We start from the raw sequence: 16,752 nt of genomic DNA, 5'->3' as shown, positions 1-16,752 counted from the left end.
GAATTTGGACGGAAGTTTCGGCCCGGTTCGTGATCAACGGAGATCGCCATGAGAATGCCTGTCCGGCTGCTGGTCGCGGTTCTCGTCGTGACGACGGCGGCACCGACCCCGGTGTCGAAGCCCGTCGAGACCTCGGGTTGGCAGCCGGCCGATCCGGACTCCTACGTCGTCACGTCGCCGAGGCCGGGAAGCTTCCCCCTGGTGGCCAGGCGGAAGGCCGCGCCGATCGTGGTCAGTGCCGGTGACCACGCCGGCGTGGTCCGGGTCGTGAACGACCTGCGGTCGGACGTCGAGCGCGTCACCGGGGTGCGCCCGGTCGTCGTCCGGGACCGGCCGCCGGCGGGCAGTCAACCGGTGCTCGTGGGGACGATCGGCCGCAGTCCGCTGATCGACGGGCTCGTGACCGCCGGCAAGCTCGACGTCACCGGGATCGCGGGCAAGTGGGAGACCTCGTTGCAGCAGGTCGTCGACAACCCGCTGCCCGGGATCCGCCGCGCGCTGGTCATCGCGGGCAGCGATCAGCGGGGAACGATCTTCGGTGCCTACGACGTGTCCAGGCGGATCGGGGTGTCGCCCTGGTACTGGTGGGACGACGTGCCGAGCCGGCACGCCGCGGAGCTGTACGTGCTGCCGGGCCGGCACACGCAGGGCACGCCCGCGGTGAAGTACCGCGGCTTCTTCATCAACGACGAGAACCCGGCCCTCGGCACCTGGGCCCCCGACCACTTCGGGCCAGGGCACGCGCCGGGCCATCCGGGTGGGTTCACCAGCGCCTTCTACGCCCGCGTGTTCGAGACCATGCTCCGGCTCAAGGCCAACTACCTCTGGCCCGCGGTCTGGGGACGTGCCTTCGCCGAGGACGACCCGGCCAACCACGCCACCGCCACCGCGTACGGCGTCGTCATGGGCACCTCGCACGAGGCGCCGATGATGCGGGGGATCGAGGAGTGGAACCGGCACGCCGTGCCCGCCGTGCGCGACGAGGACGGCAACGTCGTCACGCCGGGCCACGACCCGTACGGCGGCACCGGCGAGTGGAGCTTCCGGCGTAACGCCGAGGCCGTCAAGGCCTACTGGGCGGACGGCATCGAGCGCATGGTCGAGGAGGACATCGAGGGCGTGGTGACGCTCGGGATGCGCGGCAACGGCGACGTCAGCCTCCCCGACGGTGACGGGATCGAGCTGATGCGGGAGATCCTCGACAGCGAGCGGAAGATCCTGGCCGACCACGGTGCGCTCGACGTCCCGCAGGTCTGGACGCTGTACAAGGAGGTCCAGCGCTACTGGGACAAGGGCCTGCGCGCCCCGGACGACGTCACGGTCGTGTTCACCGACGACAACTGGGGCAACATGCGCAAGCTGCCCGACCCCACCCTGCCGCCCCGGTCCGGCGGGTACGGCATGTACTACCACTTCGACTACGTCGGCGGCGGCCGGAACTACAAGTGGGTCGACACCATCAACCTGGCGAACACCTGGGAGCAACTGCACACGTCCTACCGGTACGGCGTCGACCGGTTGTGGGTGGTGAACGTCGGCGACCTGAAGAACGCGGAGCTGCCGACCCAGTTCTTCCTCGACTACGCCTGGAACCCCGACGCGTGGCCCCTGGAGCGCCTGCCCGAGTGGGAGCGGCGGTACGCCGCGCAGAACTTCGGGCACCGGCACGCCGACGAGATCGCCGACGTGCTGCACACCTACGGTCACCTGCAGTCCCGGCGCAAGCCGGAGCTGCTCAACCGCCGGATCACCACCGGGCCCGGCGACACGGTGACCTACGACGACGAGCAGACGCCGTTCTACCTCGAGCACTACCGCGAGCTGGACCGGGTCACCGCCGAGTGGCAACGGCTCGCGCGGCGCGCGGAACGAGTCGGGTGGCGGCTGCCGCCGTCCTACCGGGACGCCTACTTCCAGCTCGTGCTGTACGCGGTGAAGGCCACCGCCAACCTGTACGAGCTGCGCCACGCGGAGTTCACGAACCTGCGCTACGCCGCGCAGGGGCGGGCGGCGACCAACGACTACGCCGACCGCACCGACGCGCGGTTCGCCGAGGACCAGGCGTTGTCCGACTACTACAACAGCGAGCTCGCCGACGGGAAGTGGCGCGGCTTCCAGACCCAGCCCAAGATCGGCTACGGGGACGTGGAGCGCTACGGCCCGAACGCGCCCTGGCAGCAGCCCGAGATCGACAACCAGGTGCTGCCGGACGAGGTCTTCCCGGCGGTGCGACGGATCGAGGTGCCGGACGGCGCGGAGCTTGGCGTGGCGATCGACGGCTCGGACCAGTGGTGGTCGCCCGGGACGGCGTCGCCCGGGGCGACCGCCGGGCAGCCTCCCTCGGACGGGCCGGCCGTGTTGCCGACGTTCAGTCCGTACCAGAGCCAGCCAGAGCAGTACATCGACGTGTTCAACCGCGGGCGGGACTCGTTCGCCTACCGGATCGAGCCGGGGGTGTCCTGGGTCAGGGTGACGCCGGCGCGCGGAGTCGTGGACAAGGAGGTCCGGGCGGAGGTCCGGGTCGACTGGCGGCGGGCACCGGAGGGCACGACCCGGGTGCCGATCCGGGTGGTCGGGCCGGAGGGCGCGAGCGTGGAGGTCACGGCGGTCGTCGACAACCCGCGCGACAACCCACGCGACACGCCGCGGCGCGGGTTCGTGGAGGCCAACGGGTACGTCTCCATGGCCGCCGAGCACGCCGACCGCGTCGTCGGCGGCAACGGGGTGGAGTGGCTGCGGATCCCCGGCATCGGCCGGGAGGGTGCGGGAATGCAACCGACACCGGTGACCGCGCCTCGGCAGACGCCGGGCGGCCGGGGCCCGCGGCTCGAGTACACGATGAACCTGACCACGACCGGGCCGGTGACCGTGTGGGTCCACCTGTCGCCGAGGAACAACGTGCACCCGACCGACGGGCTGTCCTACGCGGTCTCCCTCGACGGGCAACCGCCGCAGCGGGTCAACGTGACCACGGCCACGGGTGCCGACGACACCAGCATGAACCGGCAGTGGGAGCGCAACACCTCCGACAACGTCAACCGCACCGCCACCACGCACCTGGTCGAGCGGCCGGGCGAGCACGTGCTGAAGCTCTGGATGGTCGATCCGACGGTGGTGGTGCAGAAGATCGTCGTCGACACCGGTGGGCTCGCACCCAGCTACCTCGGGCCGCCGGAGAGCCGCCGGATCGGGCATCGTTGACGCGGAAACCGCGTGAGCGCCGGATCACCCAGCGTCGAGCAAGCGACGAACGTCAGGTGATCGTCAGGGATTCACGGCGCGTTCACGGCGATCGCATGTGGACACGAAAAGTCAGTGGGCCGACGCTTTGCGTCAGACTCTCAACTCTACGCCGTACTCTTCGGCGGCCGAACGGCGCCGGAAACGCGCCGCCGTTCGGGTGAGTTTCGCCGTCGCGGCGCGGGTTCCCCAGTAGACGGATGAATGCCGCGGTGGTATTGGCGCCCCTGGTGCGACCCCCACCACGCGTGTACTGTCCCTCGTGGGCGATTAGTCTGACCAGGGGCAAATAAATATGTATGTCAGGCTTCTTGGCGCGCTCGAGCTGATCGCCGAACGGCGAGCACTCGACATCGGAGGGCCACGGCAGCGGACAATACTGGCAATGCTCGCGCTGAACGCGAACCGCGTCACAGCAGTCGAGCAGCTGATTGACGCCGTGTGGGACGTGGCTCCGCCGGAGACCGCGCGCGGGCAGATCCAGACGTGTATCTCCGGGCTGCGGAAACTGTTCGGGTCGGCCGGACGGCCGGACGTCATCAACACTTATCCGCATGGTTACCTGCTCGAACTGTCCGAGCGGGAACTGGACAGCGAGGAGTTCGCCGGTCTCGTCGCGCAGGCCCGCCGGGAGGCCGACGACGGGCAGCTCGCGCTCGCGGCGACCACCCTGCGGACCGCCCTGCAGCTCTGGCGGGGCCCGGCACTGGCCGACGTGCAGAGCCCGCAGGTGCGCCGGGGCACCGCCCTGCTGGAGGACCGCAGGCTCTCCGCGCTGGAGGAACGCGTCCGGCTAGACCTCGCGCTCGGCAGGCACAAGGAGATCGTCGACGAGCTCGCCGCTCTGGTCCACGAGAACCCGCTGCGCGAGCGGTTGTACGGCTTCCTCATGCTCGCGCTCTACCGCTCCGGGCGGCAGGTCGACGCGCTCGAGGTCCGCCGGCGGGTGCGCGACGTCCTCGTCGAGGAACTCGGCATCGAGCCGGGGCAGGAGCTGCAGGACCTGGAACGGGCGATCCTCAACCGGGATCCCGCACTGGACTGGCGGCCGGCGGACGAGCGAGCGCCGGACCAGGATGCTGCGGACGGCTCGGTCGGCCCCGAGGACGGAGCCGGCGGCGCGGTGGTCCCGCTGCCGGCCGGGCCGGCGGCCGCGCGGGCCGACCTGCCGATGGTGCCGCACGAGCTGCCGTTCAGCATCGCCGACTTCACCGGCCGGGAGGAGCTGATCCAGCGAATTCGGAGCATTCTTCTCGGCGGTTCCGCGGAATGTGTCGCGCCCTATTCCGTGCGTATCGTCGCGATTTCCGGAAAAGGCGGTGTCGGGAAGTCGAGTCTTGCCGTCCGGGTCGCGCACGAGCTGATGGACCAGTTCCCGGACGGGCATCTATACGGTGATTTCCAGGCCGCCCGGGAAAGCAGCACCGGGACTTTGCTGGCTCGTTTCCTCAGGGCGATGGGCGTCAGCGGCTCGGCGATCCCGGAGGACGTCGAGGAGCGCGCCTGGATGTACCGCAGCACGGTCGCCCGCAACCGGGTGCTCCTCGTGCTCGACGACGTGACCAGTGAGGACCAGGTGCTTCCGCTGCTGCCGGGCAGCCCGAACTGCGCCGTCCTCGTGACCAGTCGTACCCGGCTGTCCGGTTTGCCCGGCGCGGTCTGGGTCGACGTGGAACCGTTCGACACCGACAAGTCCATCGAACTGCTCACGAAGATCATCGGCGTGCCGCGGGTCCGTTCCGAAGAGGACGCGGCGGTCGAACTGGTCCGGTTCTGCGGCGGGCTTCCACTCGCCCTGCGGATCGCCGGTGCCCGGCTCGCTTCGCGGCCGCACTGGCGGATCTCCGAACTGGTTCGCCGGTTGGGGAACGAGGCTAGACGGCTCGACGAGTTCTCCCATCGCGGACTCGAGCTGCGTACCAACATCGGACTGACCTACCGAAGCCTGCCGAGTCGCGCGCAACACCTGTTCCGGTTGTTCGCCCTTGTTCAGTCGCAGGACTTCCCGGGCTGGATCGCCGCGGCCCTGCTGGACACCACGCTCACCGACGCCGAGGACGTGTTGGAGAGCCTGGTCGACGCCCGCATGCTCGACACCGTCGAATACCCGGGCGAACGCGTCCGCTACCGCTTCCACGACCTGATCCGGGTCTACGCGCTGGAACGGCTCGCCGAGACCGAGACCCCCGAGCAGCGCGACGAGACCGTCGCCAGGGTGCTCGGGGCCTGGCTCGCGCTCGCCGAGGAGGCGCACCGCAAGGAGTACGGCGGGGACTACACGATCCTGCACGGGACCGCGCCCCGCTGGCGCCCGCCGGCCGAGCACGGCGTCGGCGCGCCGGACGACTGGTGGGGCACCGAACGCGACTGGTGGGACATCGAGCGCGGCTCCCTGGTCGCCGCCATCCGGCAGGCCGCGGCCGACGGGCTCGACGAGCTGTGCTGGGACCTCGCCCTCACCTCGGTCACCCTGTTCGAGAGCAAGGGCTACTTCGAACTGTGGCGGGAGACCGCCGAACTCGGCCTGGCGGTGACCGAACGGGCCGGCAACCGCACCGGGTACGGCGCGATGCTCTACTCCCTCGGCACGCTGCACATGTTCCAGAAGCGGCTCGGCGACGCCCAGGAGTGCTTCACCGCCGCGCTCGGCATCTTCGACGCGAGCCGGAACGCGCACGGGCGCGGGCTGGTGTTGCGCAACGTCGCGCTGGTCGACGGCCTGCGCGGCAACTCGGCCGCGATGCTGGCCAACTACGACGAGGCCCTCACCGCGCTGCGTACCGTCGGCGACCGGATGGCGGAGGCGCAGATCCTGCGCAGTACCGCCAAGTTCTGGATCGACGAGGGCGACGTGGAGCGCGGCGAGGCGCTGCTCGAGGAAGCCCTCGGCATCTGCAAGGACGTCCGGTGCCTGCGGGGCGAGGCCCAGGTGGTGCACCAGTTCGCCCACCTGTACCTCAACACCGGGCAGATCGAGCGGAGCCGGCAGGCGCTGCACCGGGTCCTGCTCATCGTGCGCAACATCGGTGACCGGATCGGCGAGGCGTACGCGCTGTACGCGCTCGGCATCGTCCGCTACCGGGAGGGCCGCGCGGACAACGCCGAGCAGACGCTCCTGCACGCCCTCGCCCTCTCCCGCCGGGTCGGGGAGCGGCTGGTCGAGGGGGAGACCCTGTACGCGCTCGGCGAGATCGCGCTCGCCGGCGGCGACACCGCAGCGGCCGCCGACCACCTCGCCGCCGCCGGCCAGCTGTTCGAGGAGCTGGGTTCGGTGTTGTGGCAGGCCAAGACGCTGCGGGTGCTGGCCGGCCTGCACGCCGTCAACGCCGACCTGGGGCTCGCCGCCGACAAGCTGGAGCAGGCGGCCGAACTGCTGGCGGACCTGGACTCCAAGGAGGCCGCGCGCTGGCTCGCCCAGGTCGAGACCTCCCGGTCGGCCCTGCACACCCACCAGACGACCGAGCGCGGCTGACACGCCGAGCGCGGCCCCCGGATCCCGGGAGCCGCGCTGGTCGGTACGACCCGGTCAGGGCAGCCGCAGCTTGACGATCTCCCCGAGTCCGGGGGAGACGCCCTGGTTGGAGACGTACACGGTGTTGCCCTCGACGGCGATGCCGGTGGGGGAGATCAGTCCCTCCGGCGTGAACGACGTCTTGCTGCCGTCCCGCTCGATCCGCACGATCTCGCCCTGCTGCGGCGGGAAGATCGCACCCGTTCGCGTCATGGACAGGGCCAGCAGCCTGCCCCGGCGGTCGAAGGCCAGGTCGGTCAGCACGGTGAAGCCGTCGGCGTACACCTCTGGCTCCTGACCGGGCACCACCCGGTACACCCGCGCGGTCCCCGGCGCCATGCTCAGCTCGGCCACGTACAGCGCCCCGTCCGGACCGACCTCGACCGCGGTCGGCGCGCTCTGCAGCTTCCTGCCGTCGACGTCCTTCGCGGGGAAGACGGCCAGCGTGTGCACCCGGCCGAACCGGTCGACCCACAGCAGGTCGTTGCCGCCGGCGTCGACCACCGCGTAGCCGCCCCGGTAGGGCGTCATGCCGTACGGGTTCGACTCGATCTCGAAACCGGGCGGCGCCCCGATCCCGTCGTCCGGGTTGTGCACACCCTCGTACAGCCCGAAGTCCGGGCCCATCCGCATGTCACCCGCACCGTTGCGGTCGAACCGCAGCAGCCGGCCCATCTCCGGGCCGTTGTCGCCGAACGGGTTCGCCCCGGTGACCGGGTCGATCCCGGACGTCGACATCAGCACGTCCAGCTTGCCCCTGGACAGCGCGAGGTCGGCCGGGCCGGTGGCGTAGGAACCGTCGAGCGGCGCGCCGAGCGACGGCAGCCCCTCGATGATCCGGCGCACGCTACCGTCCCGCCCGACCTTGACGATCGCGCCGGAGCGGCCGAGGCACTGCTCGCCCTCCGGGGTGATGATGCACTGCAGGTCGCCGCCGACGCCGGCCTCCGCGACCCACACCTTGCCCCGGTCGACGACCAGGTGCCTCGGGTTGTTCAGCCCCGACGCCAGTACCTCGAGGGTCGGTTCGGCACGATGACCGGCGGGGGCGGCTGAGGCCGCGGTCACTCCGGAGACCAGCAGTGCGGTGACACCGGCGAGCACCAGCAGCGACCGCTTCCGTAACTTGCTCATCTGGCTTTCCCTTCTGACCGGGCGCGATCGGTTCGCACCCGGGCGTCGTGGTGGTGGGAGGTCGGGGGAGGGACGTGGGGGAGCGAGGGGACCGGTCACCAGTGCATGTCGTCCGGTAACCGGTCGAGAATGTCCTCGAGGACCTCCTCGACCGGCAGCGGTGGGTCGGCGACGTGCCGGCCGTCACCGGACCCGGCCGCGCCGTCGAACGCACCCTGGTACGCACCGTGGAACACCGCCAGGGCACCGAGCAGACCGAGGCCGGCCGCCGTCACCTTCCGTTGGACTCGCATCTCTTCGCTCCCGCCTTCGTGCCGTCCCGCACGAGCAGTTCAAGTGGACGACTCGAGCATCGCTTGAGCGGCTCTCAACCGGCTCTCGATCAGGTGAGAGCGAAGTGAGAGTCCGGCAACAGAAAAGAACGGCACCGTGGACTCCGACAGCCGGCGCACCGCGAGGAGGCGGCCCCAGCCATGAACAACGACCTCCGCCAGCTCAACACGGACGAGCTGGTCAGCGCCTGGACCGCGATCGATCCGGTGCGGGTGCTGGCCGTCGGGCTCGTCGAGCGTTCGGCGGAGCGCGAACCGGCTGGTCGGTTTCACTCGTACGCCCGGACGGCGGACGCGGTGCTCTTCGAGGACCTGCGGGCCGGCCGTCGGTGCGTGCTCCCGGCCGAGGCGCTGATCGCGTGTCACACCGCCGCGCTGGCCACCGTCGCCGCCCGCACACTGGTCGCTCCGGGAGTCGTCACCGCGGCGGTGCTCGGCTCCGGCCCGGTCCTCCCGCTGCTCCTCACCCTGCTCACCCGGCACGTGCCGGGGCTCAGCCACGTCGCGGTGTGCCCGGCCGGCGGGCCGCTCGGGCCGGACGTGCTCGACCAGCTCGACGAGGCCGGGATCGGCTGGTCGTTCACCGACGTGCCGGCCGAGGCGGCCCTCGGCGCGACGCTGGTCGTCGCCCTGGCGGCCGACCTGGCGCGGCAGGTGCCCGGCCCGCCCACGGCCGGCGCCCTGCTGGTCTACGTCGCCGGGTCGGATCTCGCCGACGACGTCGCCGACTCGGTGAGCCAGTTCTACGTCGACGACGCCGCGCTGGTCGACCCCGCCCGGCGCAACGGCAGGCGGCAGCGGCGGGTCGAGGCCGACCTCGGCCGCGTGCTGCGCGGCGACCACCCCGGCCGCACCCACGTCGACGACGTGCTGCTGGTCGAGCTGCTCGGCGCGCACCGCCTGGACGGGTGGCTCGCCGGCGAGCTGCACCGGGCGGCACTGGTACGCGGACTCGGGGTCGCACTCGACGAATGACCGTCCACGGTGGACGCGAAGGGGCGTCCGGTGAGCAGGAGGAGACCGAGATGGACAGCACACGACAGTCCAGCCAGGCGGCGACGATCAGGGAGGATCACGCCACGGGAGGGGAAACAGGCGAAACGTTATGGTCGTAGAACGGGATCGTGAACTCGAGACGTTACGTGGGCTGCTGGCCGAGGCCGTCGGCGGCAGCGGCCGGGCCGCGCTGGTCGTCGGGGGACTGGCCAGCGGGAAGACGGAGCTGCTCGCCGCGTTCGCCGAGGAGGTGGTCTCCGGCGACACGCTGCTGCTGACCGCGAGCGGCGCCCAGGTGGAGCGGGAACTGCCGATGGGCGTGATGTGGCAGCTGTTCCGCAGCGCACCGCTGCCCAAGGAGCTCCTGGACCGGGTCTCCGAACTGATCACCTGGGACGCCGCCGCCCTCGGCCGGCGCCCGGAGGCGGACGCGCGCGCCGTGCACGGGCTGTGCGCACTGCTGCTCGAGCTGGCCGCCGAGCGCCCGCTGGTCCTCACCGTCGACGACCTGCAGCACGTCGACAGCGCCTCGCTGCGGGTGCTGCTGAGCCTGCGGCGGCGAATGCGCTCGGCGCGGGTGCTGCTCGTACTCGCCGAGTGGGAGCGGCCGAGCATGACCAGGACCGTGCCGCACGCCGAGCTGGTCCGCCAGCCGCACCGCCGGATCCCGGTGGCGCCGCTGACCCCGGCCGGGGTCGGTGCGCTGGCCGAGCGGCGGCTGGGCGGCGCGGACCAGGCGGCCGCCCTGCACGAGCTGGCCGGTGGCAACCCGCTGCTGACCAACGCGCTGATCGAGGACCGGCTGCGCGGCGCGGAGCCGGTCGGGGCCGTGTTCCGCCAGGACGTCCTGGACTGCCTGGACCGGTGGCACGACCCGGACATCACGGCCGTCGCGCGGGGCGTCGCCGTGCTGGACGAGCACGCCACGCCGGACCTCGTCGGCCGGCTGCTCGAACTGCCGGACCGGGCGGTCGCCCCGGTGTTCGACGTGCTGCGCGCGGCCGGGCTGATGACCGGGAACCGGCTGCGTCACCAGGTGATCGTCGCGACCGTGCTGGAGAGCGCCGAGCCGGACCGGCTGCACCTGCGGGCGGCCGAGCTGCTGTACGGGCGTGGTGTGGACGCGACCGAGATCGCCCGGCACCTGGTGGCGGCCGACGACGTGCCCGGCCCGTGGGCGGTCGGCCTGCTGCGGCGGGCGTCGGACCGGTCGGTGGTCGTCGACGACCGGTTCGCGGTCGCGTGCCTGGAGCTCGCGCTGCGGGTGTGCGACGAGCCGGACCGGGTGGCGGTGCGGGCCGCGCTGGTGCGGGTGGCGTGGCGGGTCAACCCGTCGGCGGTGGCGCCGCAGGTACCGGCGCTGCGGTCCGCGCTCGACGCGGGCGAGCTGGGCTGGCGGGACGCGGTGCCGGTGGTCCGGCACCTGCTGTGGCAGGGTGACCTGCCGGCCGCGGCCGACCAGCTGCGCGCGGTGCGCGCGGCGTGCGGTGGGCCGGACGCCGACGTCGCGGCCGAGCTGCGGTTCGCGCACGAGTGGATCTACGGGGCGCTGCCCGAGGACGTCCGCTCGCTGCTGGAGCCCGACCGGGCCGTTCCGCCGGCCACGACGAGCCCGCTCGCCCGGACCCCGAACCTGCTGTCCCGCGGTGCGGACGCGGTCAGCGGCGCCGAGCACATCCTGCAGGGCTGCCTCGGCGACGTGCTGCCCGAGGTGGGCGCGATGGCCGTGCTCGCCCTCGACCACGCCGACCGGCAGGACCGGGCCAGGTACTGGAGCGACGCGCTCGCCGACGACGCCGAGCGCCGCCGGGCCACCACGTGGAGCGCGCTGCTCGGGTGCGTGCGGGCGGAGCTGTCCTGGCGCCGGGGCGACCTGGCCTCGGCCGCCGCCGGGGCCCGTGCCGCACTGGACCGGCTGCACCCGCAGAGCTGGGGCGTGCTGGTCGGTCTGCCGCTGTCCACCGAGGTGCTGGCGTTGACCGCGATGGGCCGGCTCGGCGCGGCCGCGGAGCTGCTGGAACAGGTGGTGCCGGACGCCATGGCCGGCACCGTGTTCGGCGCCAGGTACCTGCACGCGAGCGGCAGCCACAGCCTCGCGGCCGGGCGCCCGCTCGCCGCGGTGGACGAGTTCGAGCGTTGCGGCGCGCTGTTGCGGTCCACCGGGTTCGACGTGCCGGCGATGGTGCCGTGGCGCAGCGACCTCGGCCACGCGTATCTGACGGTCGGGATGCGCAAGCGGGCCAGGGAGCTGGCGATGGAGCAGCTCGACCGGGCCGGCAGCGGGGTGGGCGCGCGGACCAGGGCGATGTCGCTGCGGGTGCTGGCCGGCGCGAGCGACCCGAGGAACCGGGCGTCGATCCTGCGGGAGGCGATCCAGCTGCTCGAGAAGTGCGGGGACCGGCTGGAGCTGGCCCGCGCGCTGACCGACCTCAGCCAGGTGCACCGCGAGGTCGGCGAGCTGGCCGAGGCCCGGCTGGTGCTGCGCCGTGCGGAGCAGGAGCTGAAGGCGTGCCGGGCGGTCGTCCCGGACCGCGAGCCCCGCCGGGAACCCCGCCCCGAGCCAGGACCCGCCGTCCAGGCCCGCCAGGAACGCGCGCCGGAGCCGGCCGCGAGCGGCGTGTCCGCGCTGTCCGAGGCCGAACGCAACGTGGCCGCGCTGGCCGCGCTCGGGCACACGAACCGGGAGATCGGGCGCACGCTCTACATCACGGTCAGCACCGTGGAGCAGCACCTGACCAGGGTGTACCGCAAGCTCAAGGTGAGCAGGCGCACGGACCTGCCCTCGGAGCTGTCCCACCGCGTCGTGCTCGTGTGAGATGCCGTGAAGGTCACCTTCGGGACGCTCGGCGTCCGAAGGTGACCTGCACGGCGTTCAGGCCACGGGGACGGGCTTGAGTGGCTCCCACCAGGTGCGGTTGGCCTCGTACCAGCGGACGGTGTCCTCGAGGCCGGTGGTGAAGTCGACCCGTGGGGTGTAGCCGAGTTCGCGGGTGGCCTTGGTGATGTCGACCGAGTAGCGGGCGTCGTGGCCCTTGCGGTCGGGCACCCGGCGGACCATGGAGAAGTCGTGGCCGGTGATCGCCAGCAGCCGCTCGGTCAGCTCCCGGTTGGACAGCTCGGTGCCGCCGCCGAGGTTGTAGACCTCACCGGCCCGGCCGCGCTCGGCGACCAGCGCGATCCCCCGGCAGTGGTCGTCGACGTGCAGCCAGTCCCGGATGTTGCCGCCCGCGCCGTACAGCGGCACCGGGACGCCGTCGGCGAGGTTGGTGACGAACAGCGGGATGACCTTCTCCGGGTACTGGTAGGGCCCGTAGTTGTTGGAGCAGCGGGTGACGCACGTGTCCAGCCCGTGCGTGCGGTGGTAGGCCCGCACCAGCAGGTCCGACGACGCCTTCGACGCCGAGTACGGCGAGTTCGGCTCCAGCGGCCGGTCCTCGGTCCACGACCCGGACTCGATCGACCCGTAGACCTCGTCGGTGGACACGTGCACGAACCGCCCGACCTCCGCCTCGAGCGCGGCGGCCAGCAGCACCTGCGTGCCGAGCACGTTGGTGCGCACGAACTCCGCGCCGCCGAGGATCGAGCGGTCCACGTGCGACTCGGCGGCGAAGTGCACCACCAGGTCCACGCCGGCCATCGCGGCCGCGACCGCCGAGGAGTCGCAGATGTCGCCCCGGACGAACCGCAGCCGGGGGTGGTCGACGCAGTCCTCCAGGTTGGCCAGGTTGCCGGCGTAGGTGAGGCTGTCCAGCACCACGACCCCCGCGCCGGCGAAGGCCGGGTACCCGCCGCGCATCAGCCGGCGGACGAAGTGCGAACCGATGAAGCCGGCGCCGCCGGTGACCAGGATCCGCATGGCTCACGCCGCCCGGTCGTGCTCGGCGGCCACGGCCATCAGGTACTGCCCGTACCCGGTCTTGGCCAGCGCCGCGCCGAGCGCGTGGCAGGCCGGGGCGTCGATGTACCCCATCCGCAGCGCGATCTCCTCGATGCACGCGATCCGCACGCCCTGCCGGTGCTCCAGGGTCTGCACGTACTGGCCGGCCTGCAACAGCGAGTCGTGCGTGCCGGTGTCCAGCCAGGCGAACCCCCGGCCGAGCTCGACCAGCTTCGCCTTGCCGCGCTCCAGGTACACCCGGTTGACGTCGGTGATCTCCAGTTCGCCCCTGGCCGACGGGGAGATGTTCTTGGCGATGTCCACCACGTCGTTGTCGTACAGGTACAGCCCGGTGATGGCCTTGTTGCTCCTCGGCCGCGCCGGCTTCTCCTCGATGGACACCAGGTTCCCGGCCCGGTCGGTCTCGCCGACGCCGTAGCGGTGCGGGTCGGTGACCGGGTAGCCGAACAGCACGCAGCCGTCCACGTCGGACGCGTTGGTGCGCAGCAGCTCGGAGAAGCGCGGGCCGTGGAAGATGTTGTCGCCGAGGATCAGCGCGACGGAGTCGTCCCCGACGTGGTCGGCGCCGACGACGAACGCGTCGGCCAGCCCGCGCGGGGTCTCCTGCACGGCGTAGTCGATCGAGATGCCGAGCGCCGAGCCGTCGCCGAGCAGCCGTTCGAAGTGGGGCAGGTCGCGCGGGGTCGAGATGAGCAGGATGTCGGTGATGCCGGCCAGCATCAGCACGGACAGCGGGTAGTAGATCATCGGCTTGTCGTAGACCGGTAACAGCTGCTTGGACACCGGCAGCGTCACCGGGTGCAGGCGGGTCCCCGCCCCGCCGGAAAGGATGATGCCCTTCACGATTTACTCCAAACTGGACAGTAGCTTCTCCAGGTTCTCCACCAGGTCGACCGCCGTCGGCCGCAGCTGGCTCTCCGCGCGCAGCCGGGCCGCGCGCTCTCGGTAGGACGGTTCGGACACCAGCGCGAGCACCGAGTCCCGCAGGGTGTCCCGGTCGGCCAGGTCGCCCTGGACGTGGATGCCGACCCCGGCCGAGGCGAGCCGCTCGGCGGTCACCGTCGTCTCGGTGGTGAAGGTGACGGCGAGCTGCGGGGTGCCGGAGACCAGCGAGGTCATGGTGTTGCCGCTGCCGCCGTGGTGCACGATCGCCGCGCAGCTGGGCAGCAGCAGGCGCAGCGGCATCCGTTCCAGCACCCGGACGTCCGGCGGCACCGGCCCGAGCGCGGCCACGTCGTCTGCGGTCGCGGTCACGAACACCTCCAGCCCCTGCCCGGACAGGGCGTCCACCAGCCGGGGCAGCAGGTAGGAGTTCGGGCCGGACATGGTGGACAGCGCGGTGGACCAGGCGACGCACACCCGAGGGCGGCTCGGCTCGTCCAGCAGCCAGGTCGGCGCGGGCGAGCTTCCGTTGTACGGCACGAACCGCACCGGCAGCCGGCGGGACTCGACCAGCGGCGCGACCGACGGCGGGCACGGGTCGACCACGTTCTCGACCATGCCCAGGTCGAACTCGCCCGCGCCGTGCCGGGGGAACGCGCCGCTGACGTCGGTCGGCACGATCCGCCGGTGCGGCGGCTCGTGCGAGCCGACCGGCCCCCACAGGCACAGCGCGGACGGCACGTCGAGCACCCGGGCCGCGAGCAGGCCCTCCAGGCTCGTCGGGTCGTGCAGCACCACGTCCGGGCGCCAGCGCCGGGCGAAGTCGACGGCCGCGTCGAAGCCGGCTGCGGTGCGGGCCACGATCCCCGGCTCGACGTCCCGCCGGTAGGCCTCGACGTCGAAGTCGTCCAGGCTGGTCATCTCCGCCCCGGTGAGCGGGTGCAGCGGCAGCCAGGGGTACCGCCACCGGCCATCGGCCGCCTCCTGGTAGTACTCCATCCGGTTGGCGGTCACGATGTCCATGCCGTCGAGGACCGGCACCGGGACCAGCCCGGTGGCCGACACCGGGGCCACCTGGGACGGCGGGCAGAGCACCCGCACGTCGTGCCCCATCGCCTGCAGTGCCCACCCGATCGGCACCATCGCGGCGTAGTGCGTCGGCCAGGACGCCACCGTGAACAGCACGCGCACGGCTCAGCTCCCTTCGGATCGGGTGACGAACACGGGGGTGACGCCCACCGGCAGCCGGACCCGCCCGGCCAGCACCTCGGCCGCCGGCGTGGCGCCGAGCGCGTCCACGGCGTGCGCCGACGGCTCGGACCACGGCAGGTCCAGTTCGACGTCCGGCTCGTCCTCGCCGGTGAACGGGTCCCGGTCCAGCCAGGTGACCAGCAGCGGTCCCCGGCCCGGTCGGTCCACCTCGAACAGGTACTGGTCCGCGCGGTCCGGCACGTCCACCCGCCGCACCGCCTCCGCCCCGGCGAGCGCGCGGGCGACCAGCTCGAACGCGTCCGCCGACGGATGGCGCACGGCCAGCTCGTGACCGGCGAAGTCCATCAGCGCGAACGTGCGGAACATGATGTCCATCATGGACAGCGGGTTGGCGAAGCCCGGTGCCTCCGGCGCCAGGTTCCACAGCACGGTCCGGCGAACCCCGGCGGAGAACGCGAGCAGGTTGCGCATCACGATCTCCCGGCACGCGATCCGGTACCGCTTGCGCTCCAGCTCCGGTTCGCAGCCGGACATGAACATCCGCAGCGTCGGCGGCAGGGTGTCCCGCCGCTCGTACAGCTCGACCATCGCGGCCCGCTCCGCCGGCCGGCCGCCCTCGCCCGCCGCGTTCGCCGGGCCGGCCAGGACCGCCATCGCGTCCTGGAACAGCGCGGGCCACGGCCCGTTGTACTCGCCGACCACCACCGGCTTCTCGTACCCGTACTCGCGCATCAGCCCGCGTACCGTCTCGACGTGCTCCGGGATCGCGGTCGCCGGCCCGTACAGGTGCACGTCGAACAGGTCGAAGTGGTCGCCACCGGTGCGCAGCAGCACGTCGAAGAACCGCCGCTCGTGGCTCTCCGGCGGGTACATCGGCAGCAGGAACGGCGCCCCGCCGAGGACCACCGCCGCGGCCGGGTCGGTCTCGCGCACCACCCCGTGCAGCACCGCGAGCTGCCGCACGTACTCCTCCGCGGTGCCGGCCCACAGCATGGCGTTGTCGCTGGGTTCGTTGTCGCACTGCCAGTAGTGCACCCGGCCGGCGCAGTGCTCGACCAGGCGGCGCAGGAACTTCTGGTAGCGCTTGAGGCTCTTGGCCGGTGACGGCGGCAGCAGCGTGGTCGGCGTCCTGGTGGCCCAGGTGGAGCTGGAGCAGACGGTGACCCACACCTCCTCGGTGCCGTCGAGCTGCTCGAACAGCGCGTCGACGACGTCGAAGGTGAAGCGGTTCGGCCTCGGTTCGATCTGTGACCAGTAGACGTACACGCGCACCAGCCCGGCGCCGAGGCGGCGGACCTGGGGCACGAAGCGTTCCGGCTCGCCGTACATGCCGTAGCTGATGCCGCGCACGACACCGAGTCGGAGGTCGGTGCCCTTCGCGAGGGTGGTCACGGTCGAAGACTCCTTGCGGTGGCTAGGCGTTCGAGGGTGGTGGTGAGGTGGTTGGGGGTGGGGGTGGTGTGGATTTCTTGTTGGATGGTGGTGGCGTTGTGGTGGTAGGTGGGGTTGGTGAGGAGTTGGTGGAGGGCGTTTTTGAGGGTGGTGGG

Annotated in this window: 10 protein-coding genes; 4 read left to right on the top strand and 6 right to left on the bottom strand. The window is 72.0% G+C overall.

The window, feature by feature from the left end; translation table 11 throughout:
- The first annotated feature begins 48 nt into the window (after nucleotides 1–48).
- Nucleotides 49–3,201, top strand: coding sequence for a glycosyl hydrolase 115 family protein (locus tag JT362_RS35500; protein WP_311202779.1), 3,153 nt, complete (start codon nucleotides 49–51; stop codon nucleotides 3,199–3,201).
- A gap of 334 nt (nucleotides 3,202–3,535) precedes the next feature.
- Nucleotides 3,536–6,712: an AfsR/SARP family transcriptional regulator gene (locus JT362_RS31700; protein WP_260195563.1), complete on the top strand. Its 3,177-nt coding sequence runs from the start codon at nucleotides 3,536–3,538 to the stop codon at nucleotides 6,710–6,712.
- Between the two features lie 54 nt (nucleotides 6,713–6,766).
- Here the strand turns inward: JT362_RS31700 and JT362_RS31695 are convergent, their stop codons facing one another.
- Nucleotides 6,767–7,885, bottom strand: coding sequence for a ScyD/ScyE family protein (locus JT362_RS31695; protein ID WP_260195562.1), 1,119 nt, complete (start codon nucleotides 7,883–7,885; stop codon nucleotides 6,767–6,769).
- A gap of 95 nt (nucleotides 7,886–7,980) precedes the next feature.
- Complete coding sequence (locus tag JT362_RS31690; protein ID WP_260195561.1) at nucleotides 7,981–8,178, bottom strand: hypothetical protein; 198 nt, start codon at nucleotides 8,176–8,178, stop codon at nucleotides 7,981–7,983.
- 180 nt (nucleotides 8,179–8,358) lie between these two features.
- Between JT362_RS31690 and JT362_RS31685 the strand changes: the two genes are divergently transcribed.
- On the top strand, nucleotides 8,359–9,192 hold the full coding sequence (locus JT362_RS31685) for a hypothetical protein (RefSeq protein WP_260195560.1): 834 nt from the start codon (nucleotides 8,359–8,361) through the stop codon (nucleotides 9,190–9,192).
- Nucleotides 9,193–9,322: 130 nt separating this feature from the next.
- A complete protein-coding gene (locus JT362_RS31680; protein WP_260195559.1) occupies nucleotides 9,323–12,028 on the top strand; it encodes a helix-turn-helix transcriptional regulator in 2,706 nt (901 codons plus the stop codon).
- A gap of 57 nt (nucleotides 12,029–12,085) precedes the next feature.
- Here the strand turns inward: JT362_RS31680 and rfbB are convergent, their stop codons facing one another.
- Genes rfbB through JT362_RS31660 form a run of 4 tightly spaced genes read right to left on the bottom strand, consistent with a single transcriptional unit; the run spans nucleotide 12,086 to nucleotide 16,597 of the window.
- Entirely contained in the window at nucleotides 12,086–13,069 is a 984-nt protein-coding gene (gene rfbB, locus JT362_RS31675; protein WP_260195558.1) for a dTDP-glucose 4,6-dehydratase, read from the bottom strand.
- Between the two features lie 3 nt (nucleotides 13,070–13,072).
- Nucleotides 13,073–13,954, bottom strand: coding sequence for a glucose-1-phosphate thymidylyltransferase RfbA (rfbA, locus tag JT362_RS31670; RefSeq protein ID WP_260195557.1), 882 nt, complete (start codon nucleotides 13,952–13,954; stop codon nucleotides 13,073–13,075).
- A gap of 3 nt (nucleotides 13,955–13,957) precedes the next feature.
- Nucleotides 13,958–15,184 (bottom strand): nucleotide disphospho-sugar-binding domain-containing protein, encoded by a 1,227-nt coding sequence (locus JT362_RS31665; protein WP_260195556.1) that lies wholly within the window; start codon nucleotides 15,182–15,184, stop codon nucleotides 13,958–13,960.
- Between the two features lie 3 nt (nucleotides 15,185–15,187).
- Nucleotides 15,188–16,597, bottom strand: a complete 1,410-nt coding sequence (locus JT362_RS31660; protein WP_260195555.1) for a hypothetical protein — start codon at nucleotides 16,595–16,597, stop codon at nucleotides 15,188–15,190.
- Nucleotides 16,598–16,752: the final 155 nt, after the last annotated feature.

The sequence above is a fragment of the Actinophytocola gossypii genome (assembly GCF_025165815.1).
Classification (GTDB): domain Bacteria; phylum Actinomycetota; class Actinomycetes; order Mycobacteriales; family Pseudonocardiaceae; genus Actinophytocola; species Actinophytocola gossypii.
This window is presented reverse-complemented; position numbering and strand designations above follow the sequence as displayed.